We start from the raw sequence: 14,410 nt of genomic DNA, 5'->3' as shown, positions 1-14,410 counted from the left end.
ATATCTCATCAATACATTAGAAAGTTACAGATAGACTTGAATAATAGACCTAAGAAATGTTTAAATTACTTGACACCTAATGAAGTACATTTTGGTATCTCTATAAACATTGAGAATACAATCTAGCTTTTGATAAAGTAAGACCAGATTATAAGATATAATGTTAGCTTAAATGATTTAACAAATGTAAACCTGATTGTATTTTTATATTTGATAACAAGAATGCTACCAAGTATAGAAATAACTACACTAAGAGCAAAGCATAATAAAAAATCTATAAATAGAATATACAGAGTAGAATAGTTTTCTACTCTTAATAAAACATTATTTAAAACATTCATTATAAGAAAATATTAAAGGTTTATTTACTACTACTATCAATATCATCATCTATGACAATATTATTCATATTTGCAGTTGCTGGTGGATGAGCTGCCATACTATTGCTAGCAGTACCCTGATGATGTTCTTTTGATTCCGTTGCTACAGAAGAGCCACTGCTCATCTCATCGTTTGAGGTTGATGTATTATTTTGAGTGATAGATACATTATTATCAGAAGCAGAGGAGTTATCAGCAATAGGCTGTTGATCTGGTTCATTCAGGTCATAATTAATCGGTGTATATATTATAGATGATTTAGGACCCTCTTCTATGCTCGCTATATACATATTTTCTTTGATATGTTTGACAACCAAAACAATTATTGCTATTGCTATTATAAGAATTGCTAACCTATTCAAATAATCAAAAAACTTTAACTTACCATAACGAGACTTCTTATAATATAAAACATCAATTTTGTTAAGCATTGATACTATCTTCTTCTCAGGAATTTCTAAGTATTCGCAATATCTTCTGATCTGATTTTTAAGTACACTACTAGAGTTCTGTAATAATGAATCATTATTAGCTTCTTCAATTATCTCAATAGTTTGCACTGACAAATTTATAGCATCTGCCACTGTTTCTATCTGAAGTTCTTTTGCTTCTCTAGTCGTTTTAAGAAAAGTTTGAAAATTATACATAATTTACAAATATTTTATTACATTTAAATGACTAAGAAAATTATATAAGAAAAAACTAGATATTTAAATGAAGATATATACGAAAGAAAGGATTTACTTAGACTGTTTTTTCTTTTCTAACATTTTCTCTAGGAAATGTATGTTAGTTCCACCTTTGATGAATTCTTCATGATTAAGAATTTCTTGATGAAGAGGTATATTAGTTTTGATGCCACTAATTATCATTTCTTCAAGTGCAGCACGCATTTTCTGTAATGCAGTTTCTCTATCACATCCACGCACAATTACTTTTGCTATCATTGAATCATAATTTGGTGGTACAGTATAACCAGAATATATGTGTGAATCTACACGCACTCTTGGACCCGCTGGAGCATGATACATATCTATCTTGCCTGGAGATGGTATCATTCTCTCAGGATCTTCAGCATTAATTCTACACTCAATAGCATGTCCAACAATAGCAATATCTTCTTGTTTCCAAGTTAATCCTAAGCCAGATGCAACTTTGAGCTGTTCTTTGATAAGATCTGTAGAAGTTATAGACTCCGTTACTGGATGCTCAACCTGAATTCTGGTATTCATCTCGATGAAATAAAACTCACCATTTTCATATAAGAATTCAAAAGTACCAGCACCACGATATTTAAGTATTTTACAAGCATTAACACACTGTTCACCAATACGCTTTCTCTGCTCATCAGTCAAGCCGATTGCAGGAGCTTCTTCGATAACCTTTTGGTGTCTTCTTTGAGTTGAACAATCTCTCTCAAATAAGTAAACAGCATTACCTTGTCCGTCTCCGAAAACTTGAATTTCAATATGACGTGGGTTTTCTAAGAATTTCTCCATGTATACCATGTTGTTATTGAAAGCGATTCTTGCTTCACTCTTAGTAAGAGAGATAGCATTAATCAAATCTTCTTTCTTTCTAACGATACTCATACCACGACCGCCACCACCACCAGCAGCTTTGATGATAACAGGATAGCCAATTTGCTCAGCGATTTCTAAGTTTTTCTTTTCATCACTTCCTAATGGACCACCTGAACCAGGTACGCAAGGTACTCCAGCTTTCTTCATATACTTAATAGCTTCTACTTTATCACCCATTACTTCGATGTTTTCAGCACGTGGACCAATAAATATGAAGCCACTTTCTTCGACTGCTTTTGCAAATTTTGCATTTTCAGATAAGAAACCATAACCTGGATGGATTGCATCTGCAGATGTTATTTCAGCAGCTGCTATAATAGCTTGAATGTTAAGGTAACTAAGATTAGTAGGAGCAGCTGGACCAATGCAAACTGCTTCATCTGCTAACTTTACATGCATAAGATTAGCATCAGCAGTTGAATATACAGCTACTGTCTTAATCCCCAACTCTCTACATGCTCTTAATATTCTAAGAGCTATCTCACCTCTATTGGCAATTAATACTTTTTTAATCATTTTGTATTACCTTTAAAAGTTTATACTAGATTTATGAAGTCTCTACTTAAGTTATTGATTTGTTATTATTCAATAATAAATAAAGGTTGATCGAATTGAACAGGATCACCATCTTTAGCGATTACTTTAACGATCTTACCAGCTTTTTCAGCTTCAATCTTATTCATAATCTTCATTGCTTCAATTATACAAAGAACATCACCTTTTTTAACTTCTTGACCTTCTTTAACATAAGGTGCTGCATCAGGCGATGAAGCGCTGTAGAAAGTACCAACCATAGGAGATTTAATCTCCTCACCACTGATCTCTGAAGATACTTCAGCTTGCTTAGGAGCTGGCGCTGCAGATGTTACATTACTCACAGCAGGAGCCGCTGATACAACTGTAGCAGCAGTATTATTTTTTGTCATAAAAATACTTGAGCCACCATCTTTAACCCTAATCTCTTTGATATCGCTCGAGTTAAGAATCTCTGCTACTCTATCTATCGCTTTTAATAAATCCATGTTCTACTCTCCTTTCATATTAATATAGTTAATTGCTTCTATTAGCGCTAATGTATATCCGTTTGGCCCAAACCCAAATATGCACCCATAAGCGATATCCGATAGAAGCGACTTAGTCCTAAACTCTTCTCTATTATATATATTAGACAAATGTATTTCAATTAAAGGCTTATTTATCGCCAAAAAAGCATCTCGTATCGCAATACTTGTATGTGTATATGCTCCGGGGTTTATAATTATCATTTTTGCGACTGATTGTTGAATTTTATCAACAATTTCTCCTTCATGATTACTCTGGAAGAAATCAATAGTCACATTATTATTATGTGCTGTTTTATGCAATTCATTATTGATATCCTCAATAGTTTTATTGCCATATATATGAGGCTGTCTCTTTCCTAGAAGATTAAGATTTGGTCCGTTAATAACTAAAATATCCATACTAAATATCCTTATAGCTTTTCAAAGCTTTAACACTGTAACGCTTATTGGTCTCTACACAATAACAGCTTAACCTACCACCAAAAACACAGCCTGTATCCAACGCTATAGTATCACTATCTTTTGTCTCTCCTTTGATGGCTGCCCAATGACCGAAAACTATCTTATATTTATTTTCAAATTTCTTATGTTTAAGTTTAAACCATGGTTTAAAATTTTCTGGTACTTGATCAATTGTTGAACTAAATTTAAGATTTAATCCTCCATTTTTATCTATTGTTCTCATTCTAGTAAAATAATTGAGGATACATAACCATCTATCAATACCTTCTAGCTCTTTATTCCACTTTTCTATTTCATTATTAAAAAGATTAGCTAACAAAAGTCTTCTTGTTGTTGGATTTTTTAATACGAATTCTACTTCATTAGCTCTTTTAAGAGCTTTTTTAGGCGACCAAATATGTGGAATTCCTGCATGAACTACAAAAGTGTTATTTACTTTTACTAGAAGAGATTGATTACACAACCATTCTTGAATTTCTTTTAAATTCTTAGCTTTGACAATATTATCAAATGTATTCTTACTACTTGATGGTAAATAATTATAACTAACTGCTAAAAATAATATCTCATGATTGCCTAAGACAACTTGCGCTGACTCTCCTAAAGACATTATGAAATTAACTGTCTCAAGAGACTTAGGTCCTTTATTTAAAATATCTCCTGCAAAAATAAGCTTATCTTTATGCTTATTAAACTTTATATCTTGTAATAACAGTTGGAGCTCATCATAACAGCCCTGTACGTCACCAATAACATATGTAGCCATTTTATTTACACCTTATTTTAAAAAGTTTGCTAAATTGACAAAGTCCTCCATACTCAAATTTTCTGCTCTGAGCTTAGTATCTACAGGCAAAGTATTAGGATCAATATCAAGTTCTTTTAATATACCCTTAAGATTATTATGCAGAGTTTTTCTGCGTTGCGCAAAGCTTTGTTTAACAATGTTTTCAAAAAAAATATAATCGTTTATAACCAACTTATTAGCTTTTGGTTTAAGGCGCAAAATTGCTGAGTCAACTTTGGGTTGCGGATAAAAAACTTCCGGAGGTATCCTCAATATCATACTACAATCAAAATGATACTGTAAAATCACCGATAATCGACCATAAGTTTTTGAATTTGGTTGAGATATAATTCTCTCAACAACTTCCTTCTGCAACATAAAATGAGCATCAATAATTTTGTCACTCTGCTCAACTACTTTAAATAATATTGGTGAGGAAATATTATAAGGCAAGTTACCAATAAGCTTTAACTTCTGTTGTGATTCCGTTCTTACAATATCTAAATCAAACTTTAAAAAATCTTCATTAAAAACTTCTGGCTTGCCATATTTTTCACAATTTTGCAATAAAGTACCAATAACACTTGCATCAAACTCAACAACACTAACATTGTTAGAGCATGTAAGTATATAGCGTGTCAATGCCCCCAAACCAGGACCTATTTCAAGAACAATATCATCCTTTTTAATATTGGCTAATTGGACTATCTTTCTTATTATATTCTCATCTTGTAGAAAATTTTGACCTAATGATTTTTTAGCTTTTGTTTTGTATTGCATTTTAATAAAGTTCTGGTGTTTTTAAATCATCTTCTAATATATCAATATACGCATCATCTTTCATTGAAGTTAACCATGTCTTATAAACTTGTTGAGCTTTCTCAGAGAAGATAGCTTCTAAAGCTTTTTGCTCTTTAAGCTCTTCTGCGGCATCATGCTCTTTAACTTTTGTATATTTCATAATCATCCAAGTCTTAGGATCTGCTTGAAATGGCTCAGAAATTTCTCCCTCTTTCATTGATTCTAGTTTTGCAAATGCTGCCGGCGGTATCGCGGGCGGGCTATCTAACCTAGAAACCCACCTAAATCTACCATTAGCATGATCATAATCTTGGTTATATTTAAGAGCTACCTTTGTAAAATCTTGCCCACTCTCTATAACAAGTCTTGCACGATCTAAAGAACTCTTAGCGCCTTCCTCTGGCATACCTCCATCTAATTTTATTTCAATAGCATAAACATAGTACTTAGTAACTTTTTTACTTAACACCGGCGCTTTTTCATCAATATTATCTATGTATATCATTTGTAATGTATGATTTACAATAAAAGGCTCTGATGCTTGGTGCTCTTTCAAATCTTTTACATACTCTTGATACATACTAGGTATTGAATCAAATTTAACTTGTTGACTAACAATACCTCCATAAGTAGCATTAGGAGCTTGAGAAAACTGCTTGACCACTTCAGAAAAATCAACATAGCCTTTGTTAACTGCAATTGTCAGTTTCTTAAATAAGTCTATTTTCTTTTGTTGAGCTTTTTTTGAATCTGGTAAAGCTACAATAAGATTTTTTAAAGTGTAAAGCTTGATAGGAGCCATTTCTCTATCAAATTGCTCTTGATGTTTCTTAATATACTTTTGAATTTCTTCTGGTGAAACATACACTTGTTGAGAAATAGCTTGCTGTTGTAACTGACTAACCATGAGTTGCTCTCTAATTCTTCTCTTATAGCTATCAAAAGACATACCTGAAGCTTCAACATTTAATTTTAGAGACTCAACCGAAACTCCATTTTTTGCTGCTATATCTTTTATTGCAGCATCAAGTTGTTGATTAGAAATTATTATATTATTTCGCTCAGCTAATTGTAACAATACACTCTGAGATATTAACTCCTGTAAGGCTTCTCTTCTAAGTTGTAATGAATCAGCATTAAAGTTTGAATTTGGATTCATAGCTTCAAGTTTCGCAACCTCTCGATCCAACTCAAAAGAAGTAATAGGTTTACTATTAACTATTGCTACTGTCTTGTTAACAAGATGTCTTTTATCTTCAAACATTTCTGGTGAGTCTGTTGGTGCATCGATACTAGAATTAAAAGAGTTTTGAAATAAGCTAGAGGATATATCTGATAGACCGCTAGAGACAGTCAGCAATGTAATAATAACTGAAGTCAGTAACCTCTTCATTATATACCTTCTCCCCATTGACCCACTTTGTAGCCATTTATCTGCTGCAAACGCGATGATAGGTTACTAGTATCTCCTACACCTCCAAGACCTTTTAGTTCAAACTCTAACATATAGGTGCTTGTAAGATTTGCCAAAGCATTAGGGTCATTAGGATTCTCATTTGTATAAGCAGTAGCTTGCCACATGGCTCTAAGAGCCCAAGATTTAGTATTATACTGAAGACCTGCAAATACGTTTGATATTTTTTGCTCTTTAAAATTATAGTTCCATAAAGCAGTAACACCCCAATGATTTGTAATATTTAATAGAGTTGATAAAGTTATGGTCTCTTGAAGCTTAGGAGTTTGTCCCGTATTAATTTGCTCTTGCGTAATAGAGTTCCTGTTATTTTCAATACTGTTGTAAGAAATGTTAAAGATATTCTCATTTTCATCTTTGTATGATAATTGATAAACTTGATAGTCAAATTTTGATGTTTGTAGCCTATAGTTAATTTGTGCTGATAAATAGATATTCTTTATCACCTGGAATTCAAAAGATGACATAATAGGAGAAAACATATCATTTGCAAATTGATCTTCCATTCCAGGATATGGACATTTCGCATCACCTTGGCATAAGTTAACTTTTCTATCTGCAAAGTACGCTATCTGTCCAATTTTGGCAGATGCTAAAGTACTTCCATCATCTTTACTAGTTGTGTAAGTTTCCAAAGCATAAGTTAACTGATTAGCATTATTAATTCTATCATAACCAGTGAATCTATTTACTTGGAACATCTGCATATACTGCTCATTCTGCATACTTGTATCAAATATTGGAATATCTGTTTGATTCTGATACGGGATATAAGTATAGAATAATCTTGGCTTAATTGTTTGCGTATATGAACCACCTTCTGTTGCATAATCTCTATCAAAGTACGCAGCAGCATCTATATTGAATATAGGTAAAACACTCGTAACAGTGCTATTATCAAATTTAATCGTATCTGTTGCTTTTCTATCAAGCTGATAATAACGGATTGGCAACTCTAAGGACGGATTGAGGTAGCCCCACTCATTATTGAAATTACCTTTAATTTTTGGTGCTTCATAAGATCTAAAACCACTTACGTTAGTTCCTTTCTCAGGACCTACCGCAGGGTTTATTGCCCAAGGTGATTTATAGTAGTAAGTATTAAGAGTATCTGCACTAAGAGTCACATAATCAGGCGTATAACCATCAGAAGTTACATTAAATTTCACCTCTGGTAATTTGGCATAAGGAATGTTTGCTAAGTCAATAGCAGGGTTAACAACCCCATAATCTAGAACCGTAATCCCAGAGTCAATATATTGGTTGCCATAATTAATATCAAACTGTCTCGTCAATAACGTTTTTGTAACTAGATCAACATTTCCAGATGAAAAGTCATTATAATAATTTTCATCACTGACATATTCATATATCAAGTTTGTAGATAAGGCTCCATTTCCAAGTGCATAACTACCACTAGTAGTTATATCAAAAGCACCCCTCATCCTACCTTCTTTAAAGTCCCAAGGAACCAAAGAGCCGTCGAACTCCCCTTCAAAATACTTAGTCATATAACGGAATGTACCATTTTCCATGATACCTCTCTCCGACCAAATAACGTTATTAAGTAAGAAATCATAATTTGGTGCTAAATTGAAATAATATGGTACTGAAACCCCTATACCGGAATTACTATTTTGAACAAACCCAGGGAATAAGAAACCTGATTTACGTTTATCGTTTATTGGATGTGAGAAATACGGTATGTACATCACAGGCACATCATCTATCTTGAAGAAACCGTTTTTAACGTACGCCATCTCAGTATTAGTGTCTATATCAATATCACTACCAGTTATCTTCCAAGCATTATCATAAGGGCCGCCTGATGTGATATAACCATCAGAAAGCATTATATTACCATCTTCTTCTTTCTTGAGCGTTTTAGCATAGCCACGCAAGTAACCGGTAAAATTATCCTTATTATATATTCTAGTATCTGGTGTCTCTCGTGCTAATCTAAAATAAGCCTCTCCGGTACTGTAAGTGCCATTAGTCATATCAGAATCTAGCTCTTTAGTCCTAATTACAATACCTGTAGATGGTTGCTTAGCAATAACATCACCTGTCATAACCATTGATCTAATTGCACTATTATCACTCGTCAGATTTACTATAGCATTATTACCATACAACTCTTGATCACATTGAAGAACTTGTACATTACCTGAAGCAATTAATGTACCATCATTATCAAATTCTGAATTTTTGTAACTAAGATCAGTCTTCTTCGATGTGCATAAAGCTTTGGTAAACTGTGAGTCGTTACTGTAATAGCCTCCCACAAAAGTTTCAGGTTTTTTAACCCATGCCAAGTCATCAGCAAGAGCCTTTTCTTTCTCTGCAGCACTAATTTCTTTATCAAAAACGTTCTTAGGCTTTTCTGCTCTTTTGCAGCTCCACTGGCCATCTACAATTTCACATTTCCAATCTTCTTTGATAGGGTTTTTACTAATAATCCGCGCAGCATGTGCTTGTACTGTAAACGCTACTGTACCGAAGCATACTAGTAAACACCTGTGAATCCCCTTTAACATATTTGACCTTTGAAAGCCTTAATTTTATTGAGTTTTTAAAAATAACCGTGATATTATATCTACATTTACTAAATTTTTCCATTTTTAATTTAAAGACGGTAATTTCTAAAACAAAGAACTGGATTAACTTCAATGAATATAGAAAATTATTTATCAGACATATTTGCACAAGCATTTGAAAAGTTAGGATACTCTCAAAGTTTTGCTAAAGTTGTAACATCTACTCGTGAAGGTGTCGGTCATTTTCAATGCAATGGCGCTATGCCTCTAGCCAAATTTGCCAAAAAAGCACCTCTAATAATAGCTCAAGAAATAATTGAACAAATTGAGAATGAAGATATTTTCTATAAGCTTGAGGTTGCAAAACCAGGATTTATAAACATATCTTTATCCAATAAGTTTCTAGCTGCTATAACTGATAAGTTCCTTAATTCATCTAAATTTGGTGTACAAGGTAATACAAAGCCAAAAAAAGTAGTTTTAGATTTTGGTGGTCCAAACGTTGCTAAACCAATGCATGTTGGTCATATCAGATCAGCATTATTAGGCGATACTCTCCAAAGATTACATAGATTCTACAATGATAATGTAATATCAGATGTGCATCTTGGTGACTGGGGTACACAAATGGGCATGTTGATAGAAGAAATAAAACTAGAATCTCCTGATCTCGCGTACTTTGATAAAAACTATAATGGTGAATACCCTAAAGAATCTCCTGTAACAGTTCAAGAGTTAGCTGAAATATATCCAAGAGCTTCAAAAAGATGTAGGTCTGATATCATCGAAATGGATAAAGCAAGACAGGCAACTTTTGAACTTCAACAAGGTCGCAAGGGTTATGTAGCCCTGTGGCAACATTTTGTGAGAATATCTATAGAAGCTATTAAAAAAGATTTTGATAGTTTAGATGTCCATTTTGACTTATGGCTCGGCGAAAGTGATGCAAATAAATTTGTAGACGAAATGATCGCATATTTTAAAACAAATAACTTCATATACGAAGATGAAGGAGCATGGGTCATTGACACCAATAAAGAAGGTGTTCCTCCACTTATAGTCATCAAAAAAGATGGTGGTGTGATGTACGGTACTACGGACCTTGCAACACTGTGGCAGCGTGCTAAAGATTTAAACCCTGATGAAATAATTTATGTGGTGGATAAAAGACAATCCCTTCACTTTAAACAAGTATTTAGTGTTGCTAAGAGAACAAAAGTAGTTAGTGAAGAGTGTAAACTTAAGCATGTTGCATTTGGCACCGTCAATGGAAAAGATGGTCGTCCATTTAAAACACGTGAAGGTGGCGTAATGCATCTTTCAGATCTAATATCTCAAGCAAAAAATTATGCTCATAAAAGAATGCCTGATGAGAACGATGAAAATATTATTAATCAAATCGCTATGGCAACTATTAAGTTTGGTGATTTGGTTAACAACTACGCTAATGACTATATTTTTGACTTAGAGAAGTTTGCACAGTACGAAGGTAAAACTGGCCCATATCTATTATACACAACAGTTAGAGCAAAAGCTATTTTGAGAAAAGTCTTCGGCGAGAATTATAACATCAACGCTTTAGCTAAAGAATACAGAATAACAAAAGCAGATAATGAGCATGAAGAAAAACTACAACTACAATTAATACAATTCCCAATTGCAGTATCTCGTGCTTATGAGAATTCTCAGCCTCATCACATTTGTGAATACGCATACTCTCTTGCTAATAGCTTTAACAGATTTTATGTAAATTGCCCTATTATGAATCTTGAAGATGAGCAACTAAAAAGATCAAGAATTGCACTATGTATGGCAACAGTAAAAGCCATGACTATAGCAACAGATTTACTAGGAATTTCTATTCCTGAGAGAATGTAAAAATAAATAACTTCTTTAATCCTATTAAATTTAACTTCAATTTCTACTATAAAGTCAGTTAGAAATTAATTGGAAACTAGCTTATGTTAAAAATCTTTGAACAGCCTAAGGCTTTTTATACTATCTTTATGTTAGAGATATGGGAACGCTCCGGCTATCAAGCTTTAGTTGCTATTTTAGTTGTTTATCTACAACGTGGTAGTATTCAATTAAGCGAAAGCTCTGCGATTGCAACCTATGCCGCATTCGCAGCACTGATATATGCGTTTATAGTATTAGGTGGCTATATTGGCGATGCAATACTAGGAGCAAAAAGAACAATCGTTCTAGGACTTATTGTCTTACTAAGTGGATATACTCTACTAACAATAGGAGATAAAGAGTCAACATTATGGGGACTTTCTTTTATATGTGTTGGTACAGGCTTATTTAAATCAAACCCTACAAGCCTTCTATCAAAATGTTATGAAAAAAGTGACTCCGGACAAATCAGTAATGCTTTCACTCTTTTTTATATGGCTATAAATTTAGGCTCACTACTTGGTAGCTTAGCGATTCCAACGATTGCAAAACATTATGGCTACTCTACGAGTTTTGTAGTTATCTCTATAGCTTTGATCTTTGCTATAGCTACTTTTGTAGGCTTTGGTTTCACGATGAAACACATCTCTACTCACGCAGGTGCCAAAAAGCTTAGATTAAGTTATTTATTCTGGGTAATAATAGGAGTGATTGCTATGATATATATAGTCAAAGCCCTACTTGCATATTTATTCTTAGCAAAATTGATAGTTATTTTGAGCTTTATTGCTTGTCTAATTATCTATATATCTAGCATTTTTATACAAAAAGGATGGATACTTCTATAAGATGATGCTTGCGCTGATACTAATGTGTGAGGCTATAGTATATAAGATATCATACATACAGATGGCATCATCTATAAACTTGTTTACTATCAAAAATACAGATCATTCAATTTTAGGATTTATAATAGCACCGGAGACATTCCAAGCACTTAACCCTTTCTGGATATTTGTTTTAAGTCCAATCTTAGCGATGTACTATGTACACTCTAATAACACGAAGTTTAGCTTAAATGTATATAGCAAATTCTCTACTGGGTTACTTGTAATTGGCCTATCTTTCATACTACTGTATATTTCTAAATTTACAGCTCATAGTGGTGTAATCTCATCATACTGGCTATTTGGTAGTTATGCACTTCAAGCACTAGGGGAATTGCTAATATCCGCAATTGGACTATCAATGTTTAGTAGACTTGCTCCAGCTAAAGTTAATGGCTTTATGATTGGAGTTTGGTGGGTATTCTTGGCATTTGCTTCGATTTTAGGTGGATTAGTTGCTCAATTGACTGCTATCAGTAAGCAACAAGTATCTTCAGAAACCCTCACCCTATCTCTAAATACATATACCAGCCTTTTCTTAATGATTGGAATTGCTATAGTCATTGTTTCATTTATATCTTTTGGTCTTTCGCCATTTAAAAGAAACTTATTAATCAACAGTAATCATCTAAATTACTAAAAACGATCAAATAATTTTTGAATCTGATTTACGTTGTCTGTTTTTAGCAAACATAACTGGAGAAATATTCTTGCTTTCTCTGGTGAAAGAGTTCCTGACGATACAAGATCAAACTTATCATCCAGATTATTATAATTATGTGTAATCTGACCAGAACCTACATAACTTGAGCGTACAACAACTATACCTTTAGCTCTTGCTTTCTTGAGAAAATCAGCCTGATCAGATGGAATATTACCATCACCAAGTCCTGCAAGAACAATACCCTTTAAATCTTTAATTTCTAAAAGACTATATAAAAATTCTAAAGATACATCAGGTGATTCAAAAACAACCTCAACATGAGGCAATGCTTTTATTTTCTCAAGATCGTCTACAGATACAACATTTCCCACATATTTAGGAGTTTGATAATAGCTAACACTACTAGGAGTTACAGTACCTAATTTCCCATAATTTAATGCTTTAAAAGCATCAACATTCGTTGTATTAGTTTTAGAAACATCGTTAGCAGTTAAGATCTCTTCATTCATAACTACTAATACACCTTTATCTAAAGATTGTTTATCAACCGCAACCAATAATGCATCATAAAGATTCATAAGAGCATCACTGCTTAAAGCTGTAAATGCCCGCATTGCGCCTACTAGGACAACTGGTTTTTTAACATCTAAAACTTGATTTAAAAAGAAGGCTGTTTGCACCATGCTATCGGTACCATGAGTAATTATCACTGCATCAACATTAGAATTATCTAATAATTTTTGTATATTCTCTGCTAGCTTAATCCGCATTGACATAGTCATATCTACACTATCAATATTATAAAACTGTTCAGATTTTATATTTGCTATTTTAGTGATCGATGGCACTTGCTCAACAATATCATTAATAGATAGACTTCCTGCTTTATAAACTGAATCCGTTGATGATTTAGCAACCCCTGCGATCGTACCCCCTAACAATATATAGATTAGGCAGAGCTACTCCCATAGCAGCGGTTATAAGATAAATTGAAAAACAAAATATGATTTTTTTGATATTTTTCATAATGCTAATAAACCGAGATTAATTTATACAAATTAAATCACAGTTTTAGAATAACTCAACAAGAATTATATTAGGCAAGCAAGTTAGCTGTTTTTCACAAAGAATAAATGTTACAAAAGGCCTAATTTATCAAAGCCTATATTATTGAGAGCTCCATACAAAATCACTGCTACCGAATTTGATAAATTAAGACTACGACTATTTTTGTGCATTGGAATTTTCAGCTGTGTTTTTTCAAGCAATTTTAAAACGTCGATCGGCAATCCTCTTGTCTCAGGTCCAAAAAGTAAAATATCATCATAATTAAAATTTACTTGATGATAATATTGTTTCGCTTTAGTTGTACACGCCCAAATCTTATTTTGTTTATTTTTCTGATAAAACTCATCAAAATTTTTATAAATCTTAAGATCGGCAAACTCATGATAATCAAGACCTGCTCTTCTAAGTTGCTTGTCTTCTAATTTAAATCCTAATGGTTCTATCAAATGTAACTTAGCGCCAACATTTGCACACAACCTGATTATATTACCGGTATTTGGTGGAATCTCAGGCTCGTATAAAGCAATATTTATCATTTTTATATATCTACATCATTATTTAAAAAGTTATCAAACTCATCTTGTGAAATTATTGCACATGAAGAGATAATTAATAAAAAAAATACAACTGAAATCAAACTAAGTTTTTTTTCACTGTAATGATACCTAAAATAAAAAGCTAGATTGTATTCTCAATGTTTATAGAGATACCAAAATGTACTTCATTAGGTGTCAAGTAATTTAAACATTTCTTAGGTCTATTATTCAAGTCTATCTGTAACTTTCTAATGTATTGATGAGATAT

12 protein-coding genes and 4 pseudogenes are annotated in these 14,410 nt (G+C 32.9%); 4 read left to right on the top strand and 12 right to left on the bottom strand.

The window, feature by feature from the left end:
* Window positions 1-126 (top strand): annotated as a pseudogene (locus F8C69_RS11380) (IS30 family transposase); the annotation flags it as partial.
* Here F8C69_RS11380 and F8C69_RS11190 read toward each other — a convergent pair.
* From F8C69_RS11190 to F8C69_RS04360, 9 genes and pseudogenes are all read right to left on the bottom strand, one after another.
* Window positions 126-341 (bottom strand): annotated as a pseudogene (locus F8C69_RS11190) (mechanosensitive ion channel protein MscS); the annotation flags it as partial. The pseudogenes F8C69_RS11380 and F8C69_RS11190 sit on opposite strands and share 1 nt — an antisense overlap.
* A gap of 20 nt (window positions 342-361) precedes the next feature.
* Window positions 362-1,027 carry a helix-turn-helix domain-containing protein gene (locus tag F8C69_RS04395; protein ID WP_159184346.1) on the bottom strand — a complete coding sequence of 222 codons (666 nt, stop codon included), beginning with the start codon at window positions 1,025-1,027 and terminating at the stop codon, window positions 362-364.
* Between the two features lie 93 nt (window positions 1,028-1,120).
* The gene (gene accC, locus F8C69_RS04390) at window positions 1,121-2,479 is read right to left on the bottom strand and encodes an acetyl-CoA carboxylase biotin carboxylase subunit (protein ID WP_159184345.1); all 1,359 of its coding nucleotides are present in this window, start codon (window positions 2,477-2,479) and stop codon (window positions 1,121-1,123) included.
* A 65-nt stretch (window positions 2,480-2,544) separates the two neighbouring features.
* Window positions 2,545-2,985, bottom strand: coding sequence for an acetyl-CoA carboxylase biotin carboxyl carrier protein (accB, locus tag F8C69_RS04385; RefSeq protein WP_159184344.1), 441 nt, complete (start codon window positions 2,983-2,985; stop codon window positions 2,545-2,547).
* Window positions 2,986-2,988: 3 nt separating this feature from the next.
* A complete protein-coding gene (gene aroQ / locus F8C69_RS04380) occupies window positions 2,989-3,426 on the bottom strand; it encodes a type II 3-dehydroquinate dehydratase (protein ID WP_159184343.1) in 438 nt (145 codons plus the stop codon).
* A 1-nt stretch (window position 3,427) separates the two neighbouring features.
* Window positions 3,428-4,255, bottom strand: a complete 828-nt coding sequence (locus F8C69_RS04375) for a symmetrical bis(5'-nucleosyl)-tetraphosphatase (RefSeq protein ID WP_159184342.1) — start codon at window positions 4,253-4,255, stop codon at window positions 3,428-3,430.
* A 12-nt stretch (window positions 4,256-4,267) separates the two neighbouring features.
* Entirely contained in the window at window positions 4,268-5,056 is a 789-nt protein-coding gene (gene rsmA / locus F8C69_RS04370) for a 16S rRNA (adenine(1518)-N(6)/adenine(1519)-N(6))-dimethyltransferase RsmA (protein WP_159184341.1), read from the bottom strand.
* A gap of 1 nt (window position 5,057) precedes the next feature.
* Entirely contained in the window at window positions 5,058-6,470 is a 1,413-nt protein-coding gene (locus tag F8C69_RS04365) for a SurA N-terminal domain-containing protein (protein WP_159184340.1), read from the bottom strand.
* The gene (locus F8C69_RS04360; RefSeq protein WP_159184339.1) at window positions 6,470-9,088 is read right to left on the bottom strand and encodes an LPS-assembly protein LptD; all 2,619 of its coding nucleotides are present in this window, start codon (window positions 9,086-9,088) and stop codon (window positions 6,470-6,472) included. Before F8C69_RS04360 ends, F8C69_RS04365 begins: the two co-directional genes overlap by 1 nt.
* A 132-nt stretch (window positions 9,089-9,220) precedes the next feature.
* Between F8C69_RS04360 and argS the strand changes: the two genes are divergently transcribed.
* The 3 genes from argS to F8C69_RS10525 all read left to right on the top strand — a co-directional run bounded on the left by argS (window position 9,221) and on the right by F8C69_RS10525 (window position 12,514).
* Window positions 9,221-10,966: an arginine--tRNA ligase gene (argS, locus tag F8C69_RS04355; protein WP_159184338.1), complete on the top strand. Its 1,746-nt coding sequence runs from the start codon at window positions 9,221-9,223 to the stop codon at window positions 10,964-10,966.
* Between the two features lie 83 nt (window positions 10,967-11,049).
* A complete protein-coding gene (locus tag F8C69_RS10530) occupies window positions 11,050-11,835 on the top strand; it encodes an oligopeptide:H+ symporter (protein ID WP_234384107.1) in 786 nt (261 codons plus the stop codon).
* Between the two features lies 1 nt (window position 11,836).
* Window positions 11,837-12,514 (top strand): POT-type proton-dependent oligopeptide transporter, encoded by a 678-nt coding sequence (locus tag F8C69_RS10525; protein WP_234384108.1) that lies wholly within the window; start codon window positions 11,837-11,839, stop codon window positions 12,512-12,514.
* Here F8C69_RS10525 and F8C69_RS04345 read toward each other — a convergent pair.
* From F8C69_RS04345 to F8C69_RS11375, 3 genes and pseudogenes are all read right to left on the bottom strand, one after another.
* A pseudogene (locus F8C69_RS04345) lies at window positions 12,511-13,507 on the bottom strand (asparaginase). The gene F8C69_RS10525 and the pseudogene F8C69_RS04345 overlap by 4 nt on opposite strands.
* A 167-nt stretch (window positions 13,508-13,674) precedes the next feature.
* Window positions 13,675-14,142, bottom strand: coding sequence for a tRNA (uridine(34)/cytosine(34)/5-carboxymethylaminomethyluridine(34)-2'-O)-methyltransferase TrmL (gene trmL / locus F8C69_RS04340; protein WP_004288186.1), 468 nt, complete (start codon window positions 14,140-14,142; stop codon window positions 13,675-13,677).
* A gap of 142 nt (window positions 14,143-14,284) precedes the next feature.
* Window positions 14,285-14,410: pseudogene (locus tag F8C69_RS11375) on the bottom strand (IS30 family transposase); the annotation flags it as partial.

Origin of the sequence: Francisella noatunensis subsp. noatunensis, from assembly GCF_009823375.1 — a bacterium.
GTDB lineage: Bacteria > Pseudomonadota > Gammaproteobacteria > Francisellales > Francisellaceae > Francisella > Francisella noatunensis.
Note: the sequence above shows the minus strand (reverse complement) of the source record. Positions and strands in the feature narration are given on the sequence as shown.

Coding starts and splice junctions, on each gene's coding strand:
- F8C69_RS04395 (WP_159184346.1), bottom strand. CDS start 1,027: ATGTATAATTTTCAAACTTTTCTTAAAACGACTAGAGAAGCAAAAGAA.
- accC (WP_159184345.1), bottom strand. CDS start 2,479: ATGATTAAAAAAGTATTAATTGCCAATAGAGGTGAGATAGCTCTTAGA.
- accB (WP_159184344.1), bottom strand. CDS start 2,985: ATGGATTTATTAAAAGCGATAGATAGAGTAGCAGAGATTCTTAACTCG.
- aroQ (WP_159184343.1), bottom strand. CDS start 3,426: ATGGATATTTTAGTTATTAACGGACCAAATCTTAATCTTCTAGGAAAG.
- F8C69_RS04375 (WP_159184342.1), bottom strand. CDS start 4,255: ATGGCTACATATGTTATTGGTGACGTACAGGGCTGTTATGATGAGCTC.
- rsmA (WP_159184341.1), bottom strand. CDS start 5,056: ATGCAATACAAAACAAAAGCTAAAAAATCATTAGGTCAAAATTTTCTA.
- F8C69_RS04365 (WP_159184340.1), bottom strand. CDS start 6,470: ATGAAGAGGTTACTGACTTCAGTTATTATTACATTGCTGACTGTCTCT.
- F8C69_RS04360 (WP_159184339.1), bottom strand. CDS start 9,088: ATGTTAAAGGGGATTCACAGGTGTTTACTAGTATGCTTCGGTACAGTA.
- argS (WP_159184338.1), top strand. CDS start 9,221: ATGAATATAGAAAATTATTTATCAGACATATTTGCACAAGCATTTGAA.
- F8C69_RS10530 (WP_234384107.1), top strand. CDS start 11,050: ATGTTAAAAATCTTTGAACAGCCTAAGGCTTTTTATACTATCTTTATG.
- F8C69_RS10525 (WP_234384108.1), top strand. CDS start 11,837: ATGATGCTTGCGCTGATACTAATGTGTGAGGCTATAGTATATAAGATA.
- trmL (WP_004288186.1), bottom strand. CDS start 14,142: ATGATAAATATTGCTTTATACGAGCCTGAGATTCCACCAAATACCGGT.